This is a genomic window from Humibacter antri (genome assembly GCF_054777235.1).
The window spans coordinates 202,178-225,386 of the sequence record NZ_BAAHAW010000002.1 but is presented as its reverse complement, the minus strand read 5'-3'; the positions used below and the strand labels follow the sequence as shown (position 1 = coordinate 225,386).

At 68.1% G+C, this 23,209-nt stretch carries 21 protein-coding genes and 1 pseudogene; 7 read left to right on the top strand and 15 right to left on the bottom strand.

Annotated elements, in window-relative coordinates:
• Positions 1-8: 8 nt before the first annotated feature.
• Together ACYVDK_RS01780 and ACYVDK_RS01775 are read right to left on the bottom strand one after the other, a co-directional pair.
• Complete coding sequence (locus ACYVDK_RS01780) at positions 9-1,250, bottom strand: MFS transporter (protein WP_460517050.1); 1,242 nt, start codon at positions 1,248-1,250, stop codon at positions 9-11.
• Positions 1,251-1,414: 164 nt separating this feature from the next.
• Positions 1,415-1,879, bottom strand: coding sequence for an Lrp/AsnC family transcriptional regulator (locus tag ACYVDK_RS01775; RefSeq protein WP_460517047.1), 465 nt, complete (start codon positions 1,877-1,879; stop codon positions 1,415-1,417).
• 88 nt (positions 1,880-1,967) lie between these two features.
• Between ACYVDK_RS01775 and ACYVDK_RS01770 the strand changes: the two genes are divergently transcribed.
• Together ACYVDK_RS01770 and ACYVDK_RS01765 are read left to right on the top strand one after the other, a co-directional pair.
• Positions 1,968-2,609, top strand: coding sequence for a LysE family translocator (locus tag ACYVDK_RS01770; RefSeq protein ID WP_460517044.1), 642 nt, complete (start codon positions 1,968-1,970; stop codon positions 2,607-2,609).
• Between the two features lie 275 nt (positions 2,610-2,884).
• The gene (locus tag ACYVDK_RS01765; RefSeq protein WP_460517041.1) at positions 2,885-3,904 is read left to right on the top strand and encodes a zinc-dependent alcohol dehydrogenase family protein; all 1,020 of its coding nucleotides are present in this window, start codon (positions 2,885-2,887) and stop codon (positions 3,902-3,904) included.
• A 131-nt stretch (positions 3,905-4,035) separates the two neighbouring features.
• On the opposite strand, the gene ACYVDK_RS01760 is transcribed toward ACYVDK_RS01765, so the two are convergent.
• From ACYVDK_RS01760 to ACYVDK_RS01745, 4 genes are all read right to left on the bottom strand, one after another.
• Positions 4,036-4,677, bottom strand: coding sequence for a response regulator (locus tag ACYVDK_RS01760; protein WP_460517039.1), 642 nt, complete (start codon positions 4,675-4,677; stop codon positions 4,036-4,038).
• Positions 4,678-4,891: 214 nt separating this feature from the next.
• A complete protein-coding gene (locus ACYVDK_RS01755; RefSeq protein WP_460517037.1) occupies positions 4,892-6,007 on the bottom strand; it encodes a sensor histidine kinase in 1,116 nt (371 codons plus the stop codon).
• 9 nt (positions 6,008-6,016) lie between these two features.
• A complete protein-coding gene (locus ACYVDK_RS01750) occupies positions 6,017-6,466 on the bottom strand; it encodes a hypothetical protein (protein WP_460517034.1) in 450 nt (149 codons plus the stop codon).
• A 121-nt stretch (positions 6,467-6,587) separates the two neighbouring features.
• Complete coding sequence (locus ACYVDK_RS01745; protein WP_460517031.1) at positions 6,588-7,280, bottom strand: winged helix-turn-helix transcriptional regulator; 693 nt, start codon at positions 7,278-7,280, stop codon at positions 6,588-6,590.
• 56 nt (positions 7,281-7,336) lie between these two features.
• Between ACYVDK_RS01745 and ACYVDK_RS01740 the strand changes: the two genes are divergently transcribed.
• Complete coding sequence (locus ACYVDK_RS01740) at positions 7,337-8,020, top strand: thioredoxin domain-containing protein (protein WP_460517028.1); 684 nt, start codon at positions 7,337-7,339, stop codon at positions 8,018-8,020.
• Between the two features lie 99 nt (positions 8,021-8,119).
• On the opposite strand, the gene ACYVDK_RS01735 is transcribed toward ACYVDK_RS01740, so the two are convergent.
• The gene (locus ACYVDK_RS01735; protein WP_460517025.1) at positions 8,120-8,698 is read right to left on the bottom strand and encodes a TetR/AcrR family transcriptional regulator; all 579 of its coding nucleotides are present in this window, start codon (positions 8,696-8,698) and stop codon (positions 8,120-8,122) included.
• Between the two features lie 85 nt (positions 8,699-8,783).
• Between ACYVDK_RS01735 and ACYVDK_RS01730 the strand changes: the two genes are divergently transcribed.
• Positions 8,784-9,665: an SDR family oxidoreductase gene (locus tag ACYVDK_RS01730; RefSeq protein ID WP_460517023.1), complete on the top strand. Its 882-nt coding sequence runs from the start codon at positions 8,784-8,786 to the stop codon at positions 9,663-9,665.
• A gap of 161 nt (positions 9,666-9,826) precedes the next feature.
• The gene (locus ACYVDK_RS01725; protein ID WP_460517020.1) at positions 9,827-12,064 is read left to right on the top strand and encodes an adenylyl cyclase; all 2,238 of its coding nucleotides are present in this window, start codon (positions 9,827-9,829) and stop codon (positions 12,062-12,064) included.
• 22 nt (positions 12,065-12,086) lie between these two features.
• Here ACYVDK_RS01725 and ACYVDK_RS01720 read toward each other — a convergent pair whose 3' ends face one another.
• Complete coding sequence (locus ACYVDK_RS01720) at positions 12,087-12,779, bottom strand: TetR/AcrR family transcriptional regulator (protein WP_460517017.1); 693 nt, start codon at positions 12,777-12,779, stop codon at positions 12,087-12,089.
• Between the two features lie 282 nt (positions 12,780-13,061).
• Between ACYVDK_RS01720 and ACYVDK_RS01715 the strand changes: the two genes are divergently transcribed.
• On the top strand, positions 13,062-13,346 hold the full coding sequence (locus ACYVDK_RS01715; protein WP_460517383.1) for a hypothetical protein: 285 nt from the start codon (positions 13,062-13,064) through the stop codon (positions 13,344-13,346).
• Positions 13,347-13,512: 166 nt separating this feature from the next.
• On the opposite strand, the pseudogene ACYVDK_RS01710 reads toward ACYVDK_RS01715, so the two are convergent.
• From ACYVDK_RS01710 to ACYVDK_RS01690, 5 genes and pseudogenes are all read right to left on the bottom strand, one after another.
• A pseudogene (locus tag ACYVDK_RS01710) lies at positions 13,513-13,731 on the bottom strand (ASCH domain-containing protein); the annotation flags it as partial.
• Positions 13,732-13,892: 161 nt separating this feature from the next.
• On the bottom strand, positions 13,893-15,095 hold the full coding sequence (locus ACYVDK_RS01705; protein ID WP_460517014.1) for a Gfo/Idh/MocA family protein: 1,203 nt from the start codon (positions 15,093-15,095) through the stop codon (positions 13,893-13,895).
• Positions 15,096-15,164: 69 nt separating this feature from the next.
• Complete coding sequence (locus ACYVDK_RS01700) at positions 15,165-16,523, bottom strand: ABC transporter substrate-binding protein (RefSeq protein ID WP_460517011.1); 1,359 nt, start codon at positions 16,521-16,523, stop codon at positions 15,165-15,167.
• Positions 16,520-17,350 carry a carbohydrate ABC transporter permease gene (locus ACYVDK_RS01695; protein WP_460517008.1) on the bottom strand — a complete coding sequence of 277 codons (831 nt, stop codon included), beginning with the start codon at positions 17,348-17,350 and terminating at the stop codon, positions 16,520-16,522. Before ACYVDK_RS01695 ends, ACYVDK_RS01700 begins: the two co-directional genes overlap by 4 nt.
• Before the next feature lie 12 nt (positions 17,351-17,362).
• Complete coding sequence (locus ACYVDK_RS01690; RefSeq protein WP_460517005.1) at positions 17,363-18,316, bottom strand: carbohydrate ABC transporter permease; 954 nt, start codon at positions 18,314-18,316, stop codon at positions 17,363-17,365.
• A 151-nt stretch (positions 18,317-18,467) separates the two neighbouring features.
• Here ACYVDK_RS01690 and ACYVDK_RS01685 point away from each other — a divergent pair, with 151 nt between their 5' ends.
• Positions 18,468-19,454, top strand: a complete 987-nt coding sequence (locus ACYVDK_RS01685) for a LacI family DNA-binding transcriptional regulator (protein ID WP_460517002.1) — start codon at positions 18,468-18,470, stop codon at positions 19,452-19,454.
• Positions 19,455-19,558: 104 nt separating this feature from the next.
• On the opposite strand, the gene ACYVDK_RS01680 is transcribed toward ACYVDK_RS01685, so the two are convergent.
• Both ACYVDK_RS01680 and ACYVDK_RS01675 read right to left on the bottom strand, forming a co-directional pair.
• The gene (locus ACYVDK_RS01680) at positions 19,559-21,748 is read right to left on the bottom strand and encodes a glycoside hydrolase family 36 protein (protein WP_460516999.1); all 2,190 of its coding nucleotides are present in this window, start codon (positions 21,746-21,748) and stop codon (positions 19,559-19,561) included.
• 96 nt (positions 21,749-21,844) lie between these two features.
• The gene (locus ACYVDK_RS01675) at positions 21,845-23,164 is read right to left on the bottom strand and encodes a threonine/serine exporter family protein (RefSeq protein WP_460516996.1); all 1,320 of its coding nucleotides are present in this window, start codon (positions 23,162-23,164) and stop codon (positions 21,845-21,847) included.
• Between the last annotated feature and the right edge of the window lie 45 nt (positions 23,165-23,209).

Below are 23,209 nucleotides of genomic sequence, written 5' to 3'. Positions count from 1 at the left end.
ACACCGGCTCACCCCACCGCCTCGACCGCCTCCGGAATCACCCGCAGCCGCGGCAGCGCCGAGACGCCGATGCAGACGAACTGGATCACGAATCCCGCCGCCGCAACGATCAGACACTCCTGCACTCCGAACCAGCTCGCCACGAGGCCGCCGATGATCGCGCCGATCGGGCGCGCACCGTACGTCGCCATGGTCACGAGCGCCGAGACCCGTCCGAGCATGTTCGCCGGGGTGACGGTCTGCCGCAGCGTCGTCGTGCTGATCGTCCACAGCACGGGCCCGGCACCGAACAGAAAGAATGCGGCACCCGCCAGAACCGGCGAGGGGAACCAGAGCGTGCACACCATGATGAGCGCCGCGACCATCCCGCTGAGCGGACCGACCGCGACCGCGAGTCCGAACGCGAACCGGCGCAGCACCCAGCGCGCGGCGAAGGCGCCCACGACCATCCCTGCTCCGTACACGCCGAGGGTGAGCCCGACGACCGCGGCACTGAACCCCATCGTGTGCACCGCATAGGCGACGTACACGCCCTGCAGCACGAACCAGGCGACGTTGAACAGGATGGCGATCACGATGATCGGCCGCAGCAAAGGGTGACGAACGACGAAGGCGGCACCCTCGACGACCTCGCCGAGCGGATGCCGGCGCTCGCGAGCGAGCGGCGCATCCTGCGGAAGGCGGACCAGCAGCAGGATGCCCGCCACGCAGATCACGACGGCCGCCACGAACGCCGCGGGCGCGCCGGTTACGCTCACCAACGCCCCGGCGAGCGCCGGCCCTCCGACATAGGCCGCACTGCGGCCGACCTCGAGCCAGCGGTTCGCGTCGCTCAGTCGTTCCCGCGACACCAGCGAAGGGGTCATCGCGGGGCCGGCGACGCTCAGCGCGACAGTCCCGACAGCGCCGCTGAACGACAGCACGGCCAGCAGCGGGACCGTCAGCTGCTGGGCGACGAGCAGCATCACGATGGCGGCGACCGACACCACGCGAACGACCTCTCCGGCGATGAGCAACCTGCGGCGCGACATCCGATCGGCCGCCACCCCGGCAGGCAGTGCGAGTAGCAGGAAGGGAAGCGTCTGCGTCGCCTGCAGGGTGGCGGTGACCGATGCGTCGGCACCGAGCAGGAGCACCGCGGCGAGCGGGGTGGCCGCCAGCGCGATCTGGTCGGCCGACAGGGCCAGCACACTGGACCACGCCATCTTCACGAAGGCGGGAGGCAACCGATCGTTCTTGGTATGCGGCATGGTCTGTTCCTGTTCGCCCGCGTCGCCCGTGCGGCGACGACTCACCCTGAAGTCGAATGCGGGCGTTGAAACGTGAGGTGCGGTGCGATGCCGACGGCGCATCCGCACGTCCGAAACGGCACTTCGGGTACCCAGAACAGCGGCCACTGGTTCGGCCGTCGCGACTACGACTCGGTCGGGTACGGCCGATCCACCACCAGGTTCTTCATGACGAGCGTGGACTGGAACCGCTGAACGCCGGGCAGGCGCGCGAGCTCGTTGTCCTGGAACTGCGCGTAGGTGTCGAGATCCGCCGTCCGCACCCGCAGTATGTAGTCCGGGTCGCCGAACAGTCGCTGCGCGAGCACCACGTTCGGGATGTCCGCCACCGCCTTCTCGAACGCCAGGAGCGTCTCGCGGTCCTCCTGCTTCATCGTGATGAAGACAAGCGCCTCGAAGTCCAGCCCGAGCGCGGCGGGATCGACGATCGCGCGGTATCCGAGGATGGCGCCGGAGGTCTCCAGGTCCCGCACGCGGCGGTGCGTCGGCGAGAGCGTCAGGCCGACTCGAGAAGCGAGATCCGTGACGCTCAGACGACCCTCGCTCTGCAGCTCGGAAAGAATCTTGCGGTCAAGTCGATCGATCGTCATATTTCTCCCAATCGACAAGCCCTCACGATGAGAAGTGGGCAGCACCTTGCGGGCATTCTGGCATAAGTTCCTGCTCGATGGTGACAGGATGAATCCCGCAGCAGTTCTCGGTTTCGCCGGAGTGGCGCTCTCGCTGATCGTCGTGCCTGGCCCGGACTGGGCGTACGTGCTGGGTGTCGGAGTGCGTGACCGTGTCGTCCTCCCCGCCGTCGGCGGACTCGTCGTCGGATACGCGCTGCTCACCGGCATCGTCGCCGCAGGCATCGGGCAGCTCGTCACCGCTCTGCCCGGGTTTCTGACCGGACTCACGTTCCTGGGCGCGGCCTACCTTGTCTACCTGGGAGTCATGACGCTGCGGCATCCGTCTGCGATAGGCGTGTCGGAAGCCACGACGGACGGCTCGCGGCACTGGCGCCTCGTCGGCAAGGGCATCGGCGTGAGCGCATTGAATCCCAAGGGGCTGCTCGTGTTCCTGGCGATCCTGCCGCAGTTCGCGCGCCTCGGCGGTGCGTGGCCGATGACGGCGCAGCTCGCGCTTCTCGGCGGCGTGTTCGTGACCCTCTGCTTCGCCTTCTACCTGTCGTTGGGATTCGGGGCGCGACGCATCCTGACGGCACGTCCGTCGGCGGCACGGATCATCAGTCGCGTCTCCGGAATCGCCATGATCCTCGTGGGCCTCCTGCTCGTCGCCGAACGAGTCGCGCAACTGGCGGGGGCGAACCCGCTGTGAGGCGACGGCCCGAGCAGAAGGGCCCCACGTGCGCACGCCCACCGAGGCCGATCGCCGCGATCGACCCGCATGAACGGCCATAGACGCTCGACTTGATGGCCCATCACGTCACTGAACCGCAGGGTGCACGGCACGATGGGCCATCGATTCGCCTGACGGCGCGAGTACCCACGAAGGGCGCCCTGCCGGTACACGTTCCGGCAGTGACTCCCACGTACGCGCGCGATGGTGTTGCCTTGTATCGCACACCATCGACCACAACTGGAGGCGACGCAATGCGCGCAGTCATCATGGACGCTCCCGGCGAGATCAGCGTCGCCGAACGCGAAGACCCGACGATCATCGAGCCGACGGATGCGATCATCCGCCTCGCCGCGACCTGTATCTGCGGTTCCGACCTGTGGCCGTACCGTGGCGTCGACCAGCCGCACCACACCCCGATGGGCCACGAGTACGTCGGGGTGGTCGAGGAGATCGGTGCTGACGTGAAGACCATCAAGGTGGGCGACTTCGTCGTCGGATCGTTCATGGCATCCGACAACACGTGCGAGATCTGCCGGGCCGGTTACCAGTCCCGCTGCGTGCACGTCGTGGGAATGGGCTCGATCGGAACGCAGTCGACGAAGGCGCGCATCCCCCTGGCCGACGGCACCCTGGTCGCCACGCCCGGGCGGCCCGACGCCGACCTCATCCCGTCGCTGCTGGCGGCATCCGATGTGCTCGGCACCGGATGGTTCGCCGCGGTCGCCGCAGAAGCCGGCCCCGGCAAGACGGTCGCGGTCGTCGGCGATGGAGCGGTCGGCCTGCTCGGCGTGCTGGCCGCGAAGCAGCTCGGCGCCGAGCGCATCATCGCGATGTCGCGCCACGCGGACCGGCAGGCGCTGGCACGCGAGTTCGGTGCGACCGACATCGTGGAGGAGCGCGGCGATGCCGGCGTCGCCCGCATCAAGGAGCTCACCGGCGGTCTCGGCGCGCACAGCGTGATCGAGGCGGTCGGCACGCAGGAGTCGTTCCTGCAGGCCATCCGCTCGACTCGCGCGGGCGGGCACGTCGGCTTCGTCGGCGTCGCCCACGACGTCGCGATCCCGGGCGACGAGCTGTTCTTCGCCGAGGTGCACCTGCTGGGCGGGCCGGCACCTGTTCGGCGGTTCCTGCCCGAACTGATCGACCTGATCTGGACGCGCAAGATCGACCCGGGAAAGGTGTTCGACCTGACCCTGCCGCTCGAGGAGGCGGCCGAGGGCTACAAGGCCATGGATGAGCGCCGAGCCATCAAGGTGATGCTCACGGTCTGAGTCCGCCGTCAGTGCCCAACGTCTGGGCTCCCCGTCTGAGCCTCGATGCCGCGTACCACGGCGTGACCGCACGCGGGTGCCCGCGCGCGGTGTCGAGCAGGGCATCCGCGTGCCTCCCAGCACGCAACGGCCTACCCGGTCAGGAGCCCGCGCCGGAAGCCCTCCGCGACGGCGGCGGCGCGGTCGCCGACGCCCAGCTTGGCGTAGACGCTCAGCAGGTGCGTCTTCACGGTTGCCTCGCTGAGGTGCATCCGGGCGCCCACCGCGCGGTTCGTCGCGCCGTCCGCGACGAGCGCCAGCACCTCCAACTCCCTGGGGCTCAGCGCGTTCGCCTCAGGTGTGCGCACACGCCCCATCAACCGGGAGGCGACAGACGGCGCGAGCACCGCCTCGCCGGCAGCGGCGGCACGGATGGCCCGCAGCAGGTCGTCTCGCGGGGCATCCTTCAGCAGATACCCGGTCGCTCCGGCTTCGATCGCCGGCAGCACGTCGGAGTCGGAGTCGAACGTGGTCAGGATGACGACCCTGGCACGGATGCCCGCCCGCGCGAACTCGCGGGTCGCCGCGACGCCGTCGGTGCCGGGCATCCGCAGGTCCATCAGCACGACGTCCGGGTCGAGCACTCGCGCCAGCGAGACCGCCTCGGCGCCATCGGATGCCTCGCCCACCACTTCGACATCGGGGGCGGATGCCACCATGCCGACGATCCCGTCGCGCACCACCGGGTGGTCGTCGGCGACCAGCAGCCGGATCGGCGTCGTCACTTCAGTCACATCCACACCTTCGCTCGCTCACGCCGCGCCCCCGCACGCCGGATCGCGCACCTTCGCATGGTAGGAGCTCACCTTCGCATGGTAGAAGCGCACCCACACACGACAGAACACGCACCCACGCGCGGTGGAACGCGCACCCACGCACGGCAGCACGCGCACCGTCGCACGGCAGCACGCGCACCGTCGCGCGGCAGAACGCGCACTCGCGTCCCGCTCACGCCGGCACCTGCGCGCGCACGGCTGTGCCGTGTCCCGGTCGCGAGTCGACGACGAGTGCGCCGGCCACCGATTCGATCCGTTCGCGCATCGCCACCAGACCGTACCCGCCCTCCTCCGGTCGCGGATCGCGCCCGTGCCGCTCGGCCGGGTCGAATCCGCGACCGTCGTCGCGCACTTCCAGGCGGGTGCCGGAGGCATCCGATCGCATGGTCAGCACGACGCGACGTGCCCCAGCGTGCCGCTCGACGTTCGCGAGCGCCTCCTGGGTGGTTCTGAGCAGTGCGACCTCGGCATCCGTCGTGAGGCCCCGGCCGTCGCCGGATGCGCGGAAGTCGACAGGGATGCCCGTGCGCGCCGACCAGCTCGCCGCCACGTTGCGCAGCGCCTCGTGCAAGCGCACCGCGTCGAGCGCCGCAGGCCGAAGCGCCTGCACCGAGCGCCGCGCCTCCGCGAGTCCGTCCCGGGCCAGTTCGATCGCGGCGTCGGAGTGGCGCCGCCGGGCGTCGTCGTCGGGCGCCTGATCGGCGGCCTGCAGTTGCGTCACGATGCCGGCAAACCGCTGCGCCAGCGTGTCGTGGATCTCCCGCGCCAACCTCGCGCGTTCCGCGGCGGTGGCGGCCCGTTCGTCCTGTCGCTGCGCGAGACGCAGACCCCACGAGAGACCGCACATGATCACGACGTTGAGCGCGACGACGACGCCGCGCCCGAGGAATCCGAGCGTGTCGAGCCCGAAGCTGGAACCCTGCGCCAGTCCCGCGACGACCGCTGTCGCACCGACGGCGAGCAGTTCCCACGGCCACTCGACGAGCGAGTACGCGAAGGTGAACGTCGCGATGGTGAGGAATCCGAACGAACCCTCCAGCAGCACCAGCGCCAGGTTCAGCGCGATGGCGCCCGCGATGAAGACGGCGATGGCCGAAGGCCGATCCCGCCAGCGGAACGGCAGGTTCCGCATCACGAGCACCCATGCACCGTATGCCGCGCAGAGGATGAGCGTTGGCACGAGACGCGCCCACACGCCCCACTCGGTGCCGACGGCGAATGCTGTGAGCATCCCCAGCACGAGATAGGGCGCGAAGGTGAGAATCGTGCGCCACCGCGGGTCGATCACGTACCGACCTTATGCCGTCGTGACGCGCGCGGCCTTGGGAAAGAGTCGCCCCATGCGCGGAAGGTTGACCAGGATGGCCGCCCCCAGAACGAGCAGTCCGCAGGCCGCCTGCTCCACCCGCACCCAGTCGGGGAGGAACCCGGGGATCGAGACGATCACGATGACCGCGATGACGACGATCGGGCTGATGATGCGCATCCTGATCCAGGCAGCGCGGGAGCCGCGGGCGGCGGCGGCCGCGATGAGCAGCAGCACCACGGCGCTGGCCAGCACGAGCGAGCACCGGATCCAGATGGCGGTGCCGACGGAGGTGCCGCCGACGCTCATGGCGACGAGCACCGCGATCATCGCTGCACTGACCACGAGAAAGCCGGTGAGCAGAAGGAGCACGGGACGGAAGGCAGCGCGGCGAAGCGCGGCGATGCCGGTACGGACCTGAGGAGTGTCGGTGTTTGTCATGACTCCAGCGTCGTTTTCCGCGGTCCCGCGCGGATCAACCGAACGGTTCGAGTGCGCCACCGATCGGTTGAGCGGCACGCGACCGACCGGATGCCGCCCCAGGAGACCGGATGCCGCCCCTTCAGCCCGCCGGAGGGGCCGAGTAGAGCGCGAGCACCCGTTTCAGCGCCGCGCGGTCGCCGTCGACGGTGAGGATGCCGTCCCGCTCAGCTTGCTCCACCGGCAGCCCCATGAAGACGACGGCGGCCCAGGCGGTGGAGTCGCCGGCGACCCTCACGTCGGCCGCGTCGTCGCGCCCCTGGGCCAGGTCGAAGCCGCCGCGATGCCAGGCGAGCCGGTAGCGCCGCGCCGTGGCATCCGGTTGCCGCACGTCGGTGAGCTCCCACTCGGCGTGCACGGGCACGTCGGTGTGCGCGTCGGGCGGCGTCATGGTGCGCATCGCGACGATCACGCCGTCGGGCGTCAGGCCGGTGCCCGGCACGGGGAAAGCGGGCGAACCGTGCGCCCATCTGGCCATCGAGCGCATGACATCCTCGAGCCCGCTGCCCCACGGGGTCAGCCGATACGCGCGGGTGCCCGCCAGGTCGTCGAGCGTCGTCTGCTCGACGACCCCCGCATTCTGCAGGTCGCGCAGTCGACCGGCGAGCGCCGACGGGGTGATCCCGATCACTGCCGAGAGCAGATCCGCGAAGCGTCGCGGCCCGAGAATGAGCTCGCGCACGACGATCAGACTCCACCGGTCGCCGATCACGTCGAGTGAGTGCGCTGTGGCGCAGGCGTCTCCGAGCTCTCCGTATGTCTTCTTGACCGGCACGCAACCGCCTTCCGTGATCTCTTTACACGACCTGAAACTATTCTTACGATAGCGACATGGATACCGTGGCAGCGCCGCCGACCGTCGACTGGGACACCTGGATGCAGGCGCGCGACGCGCTTCTGAAACGCGAGAAGGCGCACACTCGTGAGGGCGACGCGATTGCGGCAGCACGACGGCGACTTCCGATGTTCGAGGTGCGCAACATCTCGCTCCAGGGCGAGAACGGCCCCACCCCTCTGCTCGACATGTTCGAGGGGCGCGACCTGCTCATCACCTGTCACCACATGTGGCACGACGGCAAGCCGTTCGAAGACCAGTGCGAGGGCTGCACGCTGACGATCTGGGCCACGCAGGACACCACCTACCTCGAAGCGCGTGGTGTGTCTTACGCCGTCTGGTGCCAGGGCCCGTACGAGGAGTTCGCTCCGTTCCGCGAGTTCATGGGCTACCGGATGCCGTGGTACTCCCTTCACGGTGTTGCCGAGCGCGGAGTCTCAGACGGCTGGCTCAACGCCTACCTGCGCATCGGCGACCGCATCTTCCTCACCTACGCGACGGACGGACGTGGAGCCGAGGCGATCATGCCGGCGTTGCAACTGCTCGACATGACTGTTTACGGGCGTAGGGAGCAATGGGAGGACTCACCCGACGGATGGCCGCAGCCCGATGCCGTCGGCGCCGACTGGTGGCGCCAGAACGGCCGCCCGGTCGGCCAGTGGACCCGACTCGGGGCCTAGGTCGATCTCTGACGCACGGCGGTCGCTTACCGCAAACGCATCACGATCGCCATCGGCGCACGTAACGCATGCCGCGCCGTGGCCGCACCCTGGGGCCACTCAGCCCAGCGACGCCGTGGCGGCGCGCAGCTCGTTCAGCGCGATCGACATGTAGTGCGCGAGGTCGTGGCCGGACTCGCGGTCACCCTCCGTCCACTCGGCGTAGCCGCGCTTGAACGCGAGCAGGCCGAGTTCAGCGGCGAGGTGGGCCGTCGGTTCGGGCACGCCCCGCGCGACGAGAGCGGACGTCATGGATGCCGCGAGGCCGACGCTCTTCAGCGCGTCGCGTTCCTGAAGCTCCGTGCTGGCGGCTATGGCCGCCTTCATGCGAGGACCGAGCTCACGGTTGATCGGGCCCATCGCGCCCGCCACGGCATCGAGACCGGCGGCGACCGCCTGGAGCGGGGTCGCATCCGACGGTGCGGCCGCGATGCCCTCCGCGAGCAGGACGCCCAGCGTCTCTTGCCCGGCGACCAAGAGCTCGCGCTTATCGGGGAAGTACCTGAAGAACGTGCTCTTCGTGAGGCCGGCGCGCTCGGCGATCTCGGCCACCGTGGTCTCGTCGTAGCCGTTCTCGGAGAACAGCTCGACGGCCGCGACGACGAGTCGCTCACGCGCGCCGGGTTCCCATCGAGCCATGGCTCCATCCTAGTGACGGTACTTTTGTCCCATCGCGGGTGTACAGTGATGAGACATTAGTCCCATCATTCATCAGGGAGATCTCATGCACGTCTTCATCACCGGCGGCAGCGGCCTGATCGGCTCGGCCGTCGTAGCCGAACTGCTCGGGCACGGGCACAGCGTTCTGGCGCTCGCACGCTCGGACGCCTCTGCTCGGGCGCTCGAACAGGCCGGGGCCCAGACCATCGGCGGCGAGCTCACGGCTCTCGACACCCTCCGAGAGGGAGCCGCCCAGAGCGACGGCGTGATCCACCTGGCGTTCGCGAACGACTTCAGCAGTCCTGAGGCACTCGATCGGGCGATCGCCGAGGAGGCCGCCGCCAGTGCCGCCATCGGGGAGGAGTTGGTGGGAAGCGGACGGGCGTTCGTGCGGGTCTCCGGCACACCTGCGATTCCCGGGCGCGCCTCGACCGAAGACGATCCGGCGCCTCTGAGCGGGCCGGTCGGCGGGCGAAGCCAGTCGGTCACGGCCACGCTCGAGCTGGCGGGTCGCGGAGTGCGCACGAGTGCCGTTCGCCTGCCGCGCACCGTGCACAACAACGGCACCGGCGGCTTCGCGGGCATGCTCACCGAGATCGCTCGCCGAACCGGCGTCTGCGGCTACCCGGGCGATGGCACTCAGCGCTGGCCCGCCGTGCACGCGCTCGACGCGGCCGCGCTGTTCCGGCTGGCGCTCGAGCGAGCGGATCCCGGCAGCGTCTGGCACGCCGTCGCCGACGAGGGCGACGCGGTGCACGACATCGCCGCCGCGATCGGCCGTCGGCTCGGCGTGCCCGTCGAACAGGTGCCCGAGGAGACCTACGGGCCGCTCGGTCCGGTGCTCGCCATGGACCAGCCGTCGTCCAGCGCCCGCACGCGAGAGCTGCTCGGCTGGGAGCCGTCGCATCCGAGCCTGCTCGAGGACCTGGAGAAGATCCAGCCCTGACGGCGGCGGCCAAGGCGGCGGTTGTCCCCCTGAAGGGGTGGCGCGGGACCGCATCGAGTGGCAGGGTTACTTTCCAGTCAGTAAGTAACTGAAGTTTCCAACGTTTTCGGGCACCGCCGCCTGGATCCGCGTGCAGGCGGCTCGGCAAGAAGGAGAACCAGATGAGTCGTTCCGCGCCCTCGCGTCGCATCCTGACGAGCGCGAGCGTTCTCGCCACCTCCGCACTCGCACTCAGCGGGCTCGGCCTGCTGGGCGCCGTGCCGGCGTCCGCCGCGACTCCAGGCGACGCCTCGACGGCCGGCTGTCAGCCCGACCCCTCGTACCGTGCACCGGCCGCGCCGAACTTCGGGCCGAACGTGCTCATCCTCGATCCGAGCATGAGCAACGACACGATCAACGCCAAGCTCGCGGCGGTGTCGAACGAGCAGGAGTTCTCGTCCAACAGGCACCAGGTGTACTTCCTGCCCGGCACGTACGGATGCGGCACCAACACGAACAACTCCGGTCCGGATGCCGCGACGAACATCGTCAACGCGAACGTGGGATTCTACGAGTCGGTCGCCGGCCTCGGTGCATCGCCGGACGACGTCACGATCAACGGCGCGCTCCACGTCGAACCGGTGCAGTCGAATCCGACCGCGCCGTGGGAGGGGCAGAGCCCTGGCTCGCTCGACAACTTCTGGCGCTCGCTGAGCAACGTCAAGATCAACCCGATCCAGGAGCCGCTCGGAGAGGATGCCACGCGCCAGTACCCGGAGGGCATCACCGACCCGCACACCATGCGCTGGTCCGTCTCGCAGGCCGCACCGCTTCGCCGGGTCGACATCGCCGGCGACCTCACGCTGATGGGCCGCTTCGGCGCCTACGCGAGCGGCGGGTTTCTCGCCGACTCGAACGTGACCGGACTCGTGACGAACGGTTCCCAGCAGCAGTGGTACACCGAGAACAGCTCGGTCGGCTCGTGGTCGAACGGGGTGTGGAACCAGGTGTTCTCGGGCGTGACAGGCGCTCCCGACGATGCGACGTATCCGAACCCGCCGTACACCACGCTGAGCTCCACGCCGGAGAGCAGGCAGGCGCCGTTCCTCTACGTCGACCACGGCCAGTACCGGGTGTTCGTGCCCATGGCGCAGAAGAACGCGTCGGGCATCTCCTGGTCGACGGATGCCTCGGCCGGCACATCCCTGCCGATGACCGCGTTCTACATCGCCCACCCCGGTGACTCCGCTGCACGGATCAACGCGCAGCTGGCATCCGGCAAGAACCTCATCGTCACGCCCGGCGTCTACAACCTCGATCGGGCGCTCGAGGTGCGGCGATCGGACACGGTCATCCTCGGGCAGGGAGAAGCGACGGTGACGCCGACCCGTGGCAACGCTGCGATCGAGATCGGCGACGTGAAGGGCGTCAAGGTGTCAGGCCTCACGATCGACGCCGGCGCTGTCACAAGCAAGGTGCTCGTGCAGGTCGGACCGGATCGCGCACGATTCAGCGACCCGAGCGACCCGACGACGCTGAGCGACGTGTTCGTGCGCATCGGCGGCGCCCGGCAGGGGAGTGTGGACACGGCGATCGTCGTGAACAGCAGCAACGTGCTGCTCGACGACATCTGGTCGTGGCGCGCCGACCACGGCACCGGCGTGGGCTGGACGCAGAACACCGGCGAGCACGGCCTCGTGGTGAACGGCGACCACGTCGAGGCGAACGGGCTGTTCGTCGAGCACTACCAGCAGGCGCAGACCGTGTGGAACGGCGATGACGGGACGACCGTGTTCTACCAGAGCGAGCTGCCGTACGATCCGCCGACGCAGGCATCCTGGATGGACGGCGCGCGCGACGGCTACGCCTCGTACCAGGTGGCCGGCACCGTGACGAGCCACCACGCGTACGGGCTCGGCATCTACTCGTTCTTCGACCCCACCCGTGAGGCCGGGGGCGTCGATCAGAACGTGTTCGCCTCCTCGGCCATCCAGACGCCTGTGAACCCGAACGTGACGTTCCACCACGTGGTCACGCAGTTCCTGAACGGCGGCGGCGGAATCGTGCACGGCATCAACAGCACGGGCGACACTGTCTCGGCGACCGCACCGACCGGTCACACCGCCTACATCGCGGACTACCCGGCGACCGGCACGCCGGTCACGACTGTGACGTTCGCGACCCCCGGCGCTCATCGCAACGGCGCCGGCTTCTACAAGGGTGGATCGGTCACGCTCGTGATCGGCACAACGGGCGATACGTCCGCCGTGCTCACCGCCAGCATCGACGGCATGGCCCCGGTCGCCGTGAGCGGGCCGATCAAGCTCGGCAAGGGCTGGCACACGGTCTCGGCCACGGCGACGGACGCCGCGGGCGATGTCGAGGCTGTCGGCACCTGGCACGGCCGCGTGGTCGGTTAGACCGGGCGCGGCCGCCGCCGGCTCACACGTCGGGGGCGGCCGCGCGCTCCACCAGCGCCGCGGCCCGCGCCCGGGCGTCGGGCGCCGGGGTTCCGGATGCAAGCCGGTCCACGATCTCGTTCATCACCATCGCGACCGTGCCCGGCATGTCCACGGCATCCGGATCGAGCAGCCACTGCACCTGCAGCCCGTCCATCACCGCGATCAGCGAGTTCGCGGCGCGCAGAAGCTCGTCGTCGCTCGCGTCATCCCGGGCGAACTCGCGCAGCACGCGGATGAGCTTCTCGCGGAGCCCGGCGATCCGGCCGCGGAAGTACTCCTGCGCCGGATGCCCCTCGGTGACCGACTCAGCAGACAGCACCGCGTACGCCTGCACGACACCGCGGCGCTCGGTGTTGGCCTCGACGGTGTCGAGGATGTGCCCGACGAACGCGGGCCCGTCGACCTGCGACCGCGCGGCGATGCCGTCGACCTCGTCTCCGTCGCGATACTGCAGCACGGCCACGAGCAGCCGTTCCTTGCTGCCGAAGTGGTGCAGCACACCAGCGTGCGTCATCCCTGCACGTTCGGCGACCTCGGTGAGCGCGGCCTTGTTGTAGCCGCGCTCGCCGAACACGCTCATCGCCGCCTCGAGCACGGCTTCGCGGCGCGCTGCCGTGCCTGCGCGGGGCTTCGGCTTGCCGCGCGACTCGCTCTGCGTCATTGATGCGATCACGTGCGCTCCTCTTTCGTGCCGCCGGGTCGACATCCTGCCGACTCTGAATATTCTCGGATGCCATAACTTACTGACATGTAAGTAAGCTACCGCTGAAGGCGAAGCCGCCACAGGCGATTGAGGCGAGGGCGCCGCGAGCTTGCTCGTGGTGCCGAACCGATTGAGCCTGCAAGGCGCAGCCACCACAGGCGATTGAGGCGAGCGTCATGCGAGCTTGCTCGCACGACCGAACCGATTGAGCCTGCAAGGCGCAGCCACCACAGGAGACCGGAAGGGCGAACCATGGACTGGGCATCGGTCGTTGCCATGGAAGCAACGTACGACCTCGGCAACACGCAATGGAATCTCACGCTCCTGGGGGAGCATGGCACGCCTGTGCTCTTCTTCGTCGACTTCGACCATCCGGATGCGCCCAGTCCCGATGCCTTCGGTTGGGACTCCGGCCTTCTCGCTCCACTCGACCTCGACTTCGCCCCTGGCGGGGGCTGGCAGGCGCAGCCCGGCGGCCGGTGGCGAGCAGCGGTGCGCCCCCTCCGCAAGCGAGAGCTCCAGCTCGCTGTCGGCTGAGTACTCGCCGCGGCCATTCAGAGTCGCAGCAGCATGCGGCCCGGCACCACGGCGCGGCGCACGACGCCGAACACGCTCGTCGACGCAGCAATCGGTATCCGCTACAACCATCGGCATCCGCTACAGAATGTTTGTGTAGCGGATGCCGATCCGTGTAGCGCGGCACCACGCTCACGCCCGTCGTCTCGATGACGAACCGGCGCATTCCCTCCGAGTCGACGACCGCAGTTCGCGCCCCGACCGACGGCAACGATTCCCGCTCCAGCTCGTACTCCCGCAGGAGAGCGCTCGTGGCGGTCTTCTCTCCGGACGCGATCGCGGCGAGGATGTTGTCCCGCAGCGGTCCGGGGAACGCGAACTCCGCGACCGGCAGTTGCTCGTCCACGCGATCAGCCAAGCACAGGCGGGGCGGAACGGCATCCGCGACACAAATCGGCCATCCGCCACAGGAAAAGGCTGTAGCGGATGCCGATCTGTGTAGCGCATCCGGCCATCACTCGGTTGCGCAGCGGCAGCCCTCATCCGATATGCGCGGTGCGCGGTCACTCATCCAACGATGGCGGGCGCATCTCCGAAGTCGGGGATCGGCAGCCGTGCTCCACCCTGCAGCGCGGACTGGTGAGCGACGATCCCGGGCAGCGTGTAGCGAGCGGCGACCCACGCATTCACCGGCGGCAGTGTGCCGTCCACGACGGCCCGAACGAAGTCGTCGGCGAGAAAGTGGTGGCTGCCCTCGTGCCCGCTGGGCAGACCGTGGAACGCCGCCGGCAGCCGCGACGGGTCGTGCACCTCGGCGTAGCCGGAGACGAACGACTCCCGCAGCTCCGGTGCGACGTCGGCGAGCTCCGGGTCATCCAGCGACATCGACGCCTCGGTCTCCAGCTGCTTGCTGACGTCGAACACCTCGTGCTTGTCCTGCCACACCGAAACGGTCGCGAGCTGCTCGAAGCTGGCCTGGGTGCCGAAGTAGCGGAACCGGGATTCGCGAATCTGCGACGGGTACCCCACCCGGCGCATCTCGTTGGTGCGCATCACGGCGCCGTTGTCGAGTTCGAACAGCGCGCTCGCGTTCGAGAAGTCGTTGTCGAACTGGCTCACCTGCTTGTCGAACACGCCGTCGCCGCGATCGTCGACGATGCCGATGCAGCTCACGCTCACCGCGTGACCGGGGATCGCGCCGAGCACCCCGCCGATCGCGTGCGTCGGGTAGAGCATGGGCGGGTAGCTGGCCGTGGCCTTCCAGCCATCGCCGCCGCTGTATTGATAAGCGGCGTAGAACCCGAGATCCATGTCGTGCACATAGTCGCCCTCGGCATAGACGATGCGCCCGAACGCGCCCTCCGCCACCTTCTTGCGGGCGAAGACGGTTGCCGGGTTGTAGTAGCTCGTCTCGCCCATCATGTAGGTGAGGCCGGTCTCCTTCACCGCCTCGATGATGGCGGCGATCTCCTCGGCCGAGATGGCCATCGGCACGGCCGAGTACACGTGCTTTCCGGCCTTCAGCGCTGCGACCACCAGCGGGCCGTGCGTCCAGCGCTGCGTGAAGATCGCGACGGCATCCACGTCGCCGGCGAGCATCGCATCGAAGTCCGGGGCCGTTCCGTCGAGGCGCTCGCGTTCGACGAGCTCCCTCGCCCGCTCGGGCAGGATGTCCGTCACCAGCACTCGGTCGACATCCGGATGCGCTTTGAACAGCTTGGCGAACGAGGGGGCGAACTGGCCGGCACCGACCATTCCGATGGAGATCATGGTCACCTTTCGTGTGTTGTTGCGTGGTTCTGAACGCCTGGCCGGACCGCTGTGCGGACCCGCGGAGCGCTACTTCTTGCTGGCGTAGGAGATGCGGTAGTCGAAGATCTCGCCTGCGGCGGCGAGCGAGCTCGCCACGGGAGACTGACCGAGGAAGGCCGGTCCGAGGGTCGTCGTCACGTTGGTCAGTGCTTCCTGCATGCCGGTGGCCACCGGGAAGTTGACCGTCTTGCCGTGGGCTGCATCCAGGAACCAGGACATGTCCAGGCCCTTCTTCTTCCAGTAGGCGAGGAACAGCGGGTCCAGCTCCTTGATGGCCGACCAGACGTATCCGCCCTCGGCCATGATCCGCTGCGACTCCGGCCCGCCCAGCCACTGCACGAGCTGCCACGCCTCGTGGGGGTGGGGCGTGTTGCTGACGATGGCGTCGATCAATCCGTTGAACACGCTGACGCGTCCCTTCGGGCCTGACGGCATCGGCATGACGCCGATCTTGAAGCCGGAGAGCTGGCTCACGGTGAGCGTGTTCCAGTCGCCGGTCATCCACATCGCCATCTGGCCGGAGGCGAACAGCGTCTCCACGTTCGTGGAGTCCCCGTTCGGCCCGGTCTGCGCCGCCGGCACGATGACGTGCGCGGCGCTCAACATGTCGGTCATGAACGTGAACATCTCGCGGTTCTGCGGACTGTTCAGGGTCGATGAGGTCGCGTACGGCCTCGGCAGCATGGAGCCGCCGTTCATCGCCATGTAGTTGCCGAACGAGTCCTGGTAGCTGTTCGTCGCCGAGGTGGCGTACATGGCGATGTCGTTCGGATCGAATGCCGGGTCGAGCGCGCTGCGACCCTTCTTGTCGAGCGTGATGCGCTTCAAGAAGTGCAGGAAGCTCCCGCCGTCCGTCGGATTCCACTGAAGGTCGGTCGGCGGTTTGGCATACCCGCACTGCGCGAGGTGGGTCGCGTTGTAGAAGAAGCAGATGGTGTCCCAGTCCTTCGGCAGACCCCAGAGGTGGTCGCCGTCGGTGTGCAGGTCGACCAGTGCCGGGTAGTACCGGCTCAGGTCGATGCCCGCCTCGTTCACCTTCGGGGCGACATCCGTGAGCACCCCTCCGCGTCCCCAGTCGGCCAGCCACGGCGTGTTCACCCAGAACACGTCGGGCGCGTTGCCCGAGATGTACTGCTGGGTGATCTTCTGCTGGTAGCTGTTGTACGGCACCTGCTGGATCGTCACGTGGATGTTCGGGTTTCGCTTCATGAATTCGGCGACCGACTTCGTCAGCCCGATCTGCTGATTCGCATCCCACAGCGCATACGTGAGCTCGACGGTCTTGCCGCCGTCTCCCCTGAACCCCCAACCGGCTGCCGAGCAGCCGCTCAGCGCGAGAGTGCCCGCTGCCGCCGAGGCCAGCTGGAGGAACTGCCGCCGCTTCATCGATTCGCTCCCGACAGGTTCACCGAGTTGACGATGTGCTTCTGGAAGATCGCGAACAGGATGACCATCGGGACCAGCGCCACCAGCGATCCGGCGAGCACGAGGTTCCACTGCTGCGCGTAGTTCGAGTTGAAGTTCGCGATGCCGACACTGAGCACCTGAAGATCGTTGGAGTCGGTGGCGATCAGCGGCCAGAGGAAGTTGTTCCAGCCGAAGATCATCGCGATGATCGTCGCCGTCAGGATGACCGGCTGCACGAGCGGCACGATGATGCGGCGCAGGATCCCGAGCTCCGACAGCCCGTCGAGACGCCCCGCCTCGACGACCTCGCCCGGTATCGTCTGCAGGTACTGCCGCATGAGGAACACCGTGTACGGGGTGCCGAAGACGTAAGGCAGAAACAGCGCCCAGTACGTGTTCACGAGCCCCGCGCCCGACATCATGATGTAGAGCGGGATCATCGTCACCACGTTCGGCACCATGAGCATGGCGAGGAAGCCCCAGAAGATCGCCTCACGCCCGGGGAATCTGATGCGCGCGAAGGCGTAGGCGCCCAGGAGCGAGAACCCCACCTGCCCGATGGTCAGGATGACCGTCACGACAATCGTGTTCGCGAGGTACGTCGCGAAGTGGTACTGGGTGAAGATCGTGACGAAGTTGTCCCACGTGAAGTGCGACGGGAGCTGCCAGGCCCGATCCGACTGGATCTCCGACAGTGGTTTGAACGCGGCGAAGATCGAGAAGATGTACGGCGTCAGGAAGACCGCGGCGATGAGCAGCAGCACGATGACGTAGAGCGTTTTGCGCAATCCGGTGTTGAAAGTCATGGTCGGGGCTCCTCACGCCATCTCGTAGACGGTCTTCTTCTGGAAGTAGTTGAACTGCACCAGAGTGACGATCAGGATGATCAGGAAGAGGATGACCGAGAGCGCGGACGCCGTGCCGAACCGGAACCCCTCGAACCCGTTCTGGTAGATGAGGATGTTCATCACCGTGGTCGACGTGCCGGGGCCTCCGTTGGTCATCACGTAGACCGTGTCGAACACCTGGAACGATCCGATGACGCCGGTGACCACGACGAAGAGCATCGTGGGACGCAGCAGAGGCAGAGTGACGAACCAGAACCGCTTCAACGGGCTGGCGCCGTCGATCGATGCGGCCTCGTAGACGTGCTGCGGTATCGCGGCCAGCCCGGCGAGGAAGAACAGCATGTTGTATCCCACGTACTGCCAGATGTTGGCGAAGGCGACGACCGGCATCGCCCAGCCCGGCGAGTTGAGCCAGTTCGGTCCGGTGATGCCGATGAGATGCAGCAGCGTGTTGACGACGCCGGTGCTGGGCGCGAAGATCCACTGCCAGACGACACCCATCGCGACCGGCATGGCGAGGTAGGGGAGCACGCACAGCACACGGATGACGGCGGTGAACCGGCCTCTGCGGTTCATCAGCATCGCCATGCCGAGCGCGAGAACCGTCTGTGCCGGGATGTTCAGCAGCACGTACCAGAACGTGACGACCAGCGCGTGCCAGGCACCTTCGTACTTGAAGGCGTCGATGTAGTTGCTGAAGCCGGCGAATGCGGGCGCGTTCAGCATGTTCCACTTCATGAACGACAGCACGAACACGAAGATCACCGGGATCAACAGAAAGACGACCACCCCGAACAGGCTGGGGGCGAGAAGTCCGTACGCGGCGAGATACCGCTTCCGCTCGCCCGCCGGCGCGCGGTTCCTCGCGTTCTTCGTCGGCGCCTGCCGCGCCTTCGCCGGGGCGTCTTGCGCCACCCCGGTCATGATGAGGTCTCCATCGACAACTCCTTCGTCTTCCATGGACCGCCCGGTTGACCGTGATGATTGAACGTTCGATCATGTGGGAGTGGGGCCATGGTGACAGACCGCGGAAGGGTCTGTCAACGAATGCACCAAGATCGTTGAAGGAGGCGAGATGACTGGAACGACCCGCGTGACCATCGATGACGTCGCGCGCACGGCCGGCGTTTCACGACAGACCGTGTCGAACGTCGTGCACGGCACCGGACGAGTCGGTGCCGCGACGGCCGAGCGGGTAAGGGCCGTTGTGGACCGGCTCGGCTACGTGGTGCATCCCGGTGCGCGCAGCCTCCGTTCACTGCGCACCGGTCAGCTCGCGTTCCCGCTCGACACCTACGCCGAGGACAAGGAGGAGGTCTTCAACCTCGACTTCGCCCGCGAGCTCACCTTCGCCGCCGGAAAGCGCGGCTACCACGTGCTGCTCATGGTGCCCAGCCTCGAGGCGATGCGCGACCTCATCCGGTCGGCCCGCGTCGACGGATTCGTCTTCTCCAATCTGCAGCACGACGACCCGCGGATCGATCTGGTGACCGAGTCCCGCACCCCGTTCGCCTGCATGGGCCGAACCGAGCCTGGTCGGCGGCAGCCGTGGATCGACATCGACAATGCGGCCGGCATGCGCATGGCCGTCGAGCACGTCGCGGAACGCGGACACCGCCGTATCGCCTTCTTCGGGTACGACCCGGTCAACTACTGGGACACGGAACGAGCGGATGCCTACCACTCGACGATGGCTCGGCTCGGCCTCACCTCGAACGTCGTCATCACGCCGAACGATCCGTCGGACATCGCTCGAGCCGCCGCCGCGGCGATCTCGGGCGACGCGACAGCGATCGTGTGCAGCGGCGACAAGCTCGCCGAATCAGTCTACGAGGCGGCAGCCGACCGAGGCATCACGATCGGCCGCGACCTCGCGGTCACCGGATTCGGTCACGACGTGATCGGGCGCAACATGCTGCCATCGCTCACCACGGTTCGCATGCCGATCCCGTCGATCGTCGAGCTCGTGATGGAACGCTTCGTGCGGGAAGTGGCGGGCGAACCGGATGCCCCGGGCGACCTCATCGTGCCCGAGCTCGTCGTGGGCGCCAGCACGGGATGACGGGCATCCTCGTCGCCTGTGTCTGCGCCACTTCGGGGTGATTGCGCCACGTATTCGGGCGCAATCACCACAAACTGGCGCAGACGCGAGTGGTTTGCACCTCGTCAGCGCAGCCGGAACACGCGTGCCTGCGCCGTGCCCGGCTCGGTGCTGATGTGCAGGCCGCCCACCGAGGGGGTCACGTCCCAGGCGACTCCGGTGCCGTTGGGCGGATAGAGCTGCTCGGGCACGGCGCCGCGCGCGGATGCCGGAAGCGGAACCTCCTGCTCCCTGCCGGCGTGGGGCATCCGCCAGACGATCAGGATCGTCTGGTCGCCGCCGTCGAATGCGACGGTGACCCACGGGTCGTCCCAGGTCGGCAGCCCAGTGGGGAAGCGCGGAATCGAGCGGGCGAGCACATGCTTGGTCTGCTGGTGCACGGCCACGCCGGCCGCAACGAGGTCGAGCTGCTCGTCGGTCATCCGCGAGAGCACGCCCGCGAGATAGAGCCGCCCGGCAAGGCCGGCGACCATGGCGAACACGATCTCCTCGTCCGTCATCGTCGGCTGCGGGTATGCCCAGTTGCCCGCCTGTTCGGGCAGGATGTGCCCGAGCGCGCCGACGGCGATCGCCGGGTAGAGCAGCACGTCCTGCTGGTCGGAGGTCGACTGGAGCTGAAGCGTGCCGAGCATGGCGAAGTCGGACCGCATCGCCCCCGAGGCACAGTTCTCGATGATGAGATCCGGGTGGCGGTCGAGCACACCGTTCAGCCAGGTGATGAGCGCGCGGTTGTGTTCGAGCAGGCCATGCCCGACCGAGGAGGAGTCGACATCGGTTCCGGCGCCCGGCGTCACGTTGTAGTCGAACTTGAAGTAGCCGACGCGGAGCCGGCGCACCAGCCGGTCGACCGCTTCATCGAGATAGGCGCGTGCGATCGGGGAGCGCAGATCGAGGAAGTGGCGCTGGTGTTCCCGGATGCGCTCACCGTGCCGACGCAGGAACGCCTCCATGGGCAACTCTCGGGCGGCGCGGCTCGTGACGCCGACCACTTCGGGTTCCATCCAGAGCCCGGGGACCATGCCCCGATCGCGGATGTGATCGAGCACGAACCCGAGGCCGTGCTCGAACCTCAGCGTGGAGGGTTCCCAATCACCGACGCTCGCCCACCAGCCGGCCGAGTCGTCGTACCAGCCGGCGTCGATGCAGAAGTACTCAGCTCCCGCCCGCGCCGCCGCATCGATCAACGGGATCAGCTTTCCCTCGGTCGGGTCGCCTTCGAGCGTGTTCATGTAGTCGTTGAACACGACAGGCAACGCATCTTCGCGGGTGTGCGGACGACGTGCGGCACGGCGGTGCGCAGTGAGGTTGCCGAGGGCATCCTCAAGCGAGTCAGCGACGGTGATCGTGACCGGAACCGTGGTGAACGGGGCATCCGGTGCCAATGGGTACGCCCACTGATGGTCGGCATCCTCCGGCCCGAGCAGTGCAAGGTACGCGCCATCGTTCGAGTGGTCGCCGCGCGGCGGCCCGTACGGTTCCGCACTGCGCACACGTTCTTCGAGGGGAGCCGCACCGTGCCCCCAGTCGGGACGCTCGCCGACCTCCCAGTGCCAGCCGCCGTTGTGCTCGATCTGCCACGCCAGCGTGCGCCCACTCGAGCGCTGCACGGCGGCGCCCACCGGGTTGTACTCGCCCGACGACCAGGTCGACGTGCTGGTGGCGGCGACACGGCCCTTACTAGTCTCGCCTCGCCCATCCTGGCGAAGGCGCGCGAACCCGCGGGCCCGCAACGGCGTCGACTCCCACCGGTTCTCCGCCATCTGGGATGTTCGCGCAGACCACACGTCCAGGTCGTTCAGGTTCTCGCCGATTATGGCTCCGGTGGCGAGACTGGTGACCGCCCAGAGGACGAATGGATCGGCTCCAGCCTCGAGCGAGACCGTGGTGCGCGCACGCACGGCCGGCGCCCCGCCGACCACCTCGAACTTCGTCGTCGCCAGAAGCCCCTCATCGGTGCGCTGGTCGATCCAGAGCACAGACCGCGAGGGTCCATGCTCGCCCCCGGACTCATCCGCGGTGCGATGAGTGAGGTAGCGCAGCCGGGCGCCGAGCTCTGTCTCCGTGAACCGGTACCCGGGGATGCGTCGCCCTGAGCGCGGCGCGAGCACCTCGACGAGCGGCTGGGACGGCGAGCGGTCGTCGTGTTCGGCGGATCGCGCCGAGTCGGTTGCGATGCCGATGAGGCGAACGGGCGCGGCCTCGTCGATGACGAACGTCAGGGAGATGGGTCCCGGTTGCCAGATGAACTGCTGCACGGATGCTCCTCGATGATGGTCCGGGCTTCCTCGCCCGATTTGATGGAACGTTCTATCATATGAGCTGACACACGCGTTTCGGCCGGGTTGCGCGCTTCAGCTCTTCCGCCGTCGCGACGCGATCGAGAGCAGCGGGCCGCGCATGCGCCTCGTCCCGCGGGACATGTTGCGCCACGATGCCTGCGTCACGTACTGCCCGGCGATCGCGCCCGCGGCGAGCGCCGCCGCGACTGCTGCCGAGACCAGTGCGGCGAAGAGGCCGGCGACTGTTCCGGATGCCAGCTGCATCAGTGCGTTGAACAGCACGAGTCCGGGCAGAAGCGGAACGAGGCCGGTGATCACGAGGGCGAGCACGGGCGTGCGGCTCCAATGCGCGAGGATCGAGGCGAGCATCCCGACCGCGAGTGCGGCGATCGCGGACGACCAGACCGGCCCGAACGATCGCGCGGCGCAGACGAGGTAGAGCCCCTCCGCCACCGCACCGAGCAGGCAGACCGCCCAGAGGGCGCGCCAGGGCACCTGGGTTGCCAGAGCGAAGCCGATCACGATCACGATGGCGGCCGCGATCGACACGGCGGGCGGGCCTCCGGTCTGCGTGTCGCTCGCCATGACATCCAACGACAAACCGAACCCCGCGAACACCAGCGAGGCGCCGATGACCCCTGCCGCTATGCCGATCGTGATGACCAGCGCCTCGGTGAGCCGGGCGAGCCCGGTCAGGTAGAAGCCGGAGAGGATGTCCTGCACGCCGCCGAAGATCGCGGTTCCGGCCAGCAGCACGATGATCGTCGCCACAACCACGAGACGAGCGGATTCCTGCGGTTGCACGAGGTGGACGATGGCGGCCGCGACCGGCCCGATCACCCCGCCGACGACGCTCTGGAAGAAGACCGGAACGCGACGACGTGCCATCAGGGCGGTGAGGCTCTCCAGTGCGAACGCCGCGACGAACGCGACCGCCGCCACGAGAAGGTCACCGCCGACCAGCAGTGCCGCCCCGCCACCGATCAGGCTCCACCCGATTCGCAGCACCAGCCGGGACGCTTGGGGCTTGTGCGACGCGACCCGTGCCAGCTGGCGTCTGGCCACGTCGAGTTCGATTCGTCCGTCGACGATCTCCTCGAACAGCGCGGATGCCGCGGTGAGCCGCGCGAAGTCCATTCCCCGCGCGGCGATCGTGTGCCGGCGCGACACCGACTCGTAGGTGCCTGGATTGGTCCAGGTCAGGCTCAGCACCGTGTGCGTGACATCGGAGTCGACGTTCCGCACCCCGTAAGCGCCGGCGACCGCGGTCATCGCGGCGGTCGCATCCGCCGCTCCTGCGCCAGATGCGAACAGCACCTCGGCCAGCCGGATGGCGAGGTCGAGCACCACCCGGATGCGTCCTGGTGCGTCCAGCGCCTGCCCGTCAGCCATCGGAGCCAACGCTACCGATCGTGTGCCCCGCTGCTCGCCGGGCTC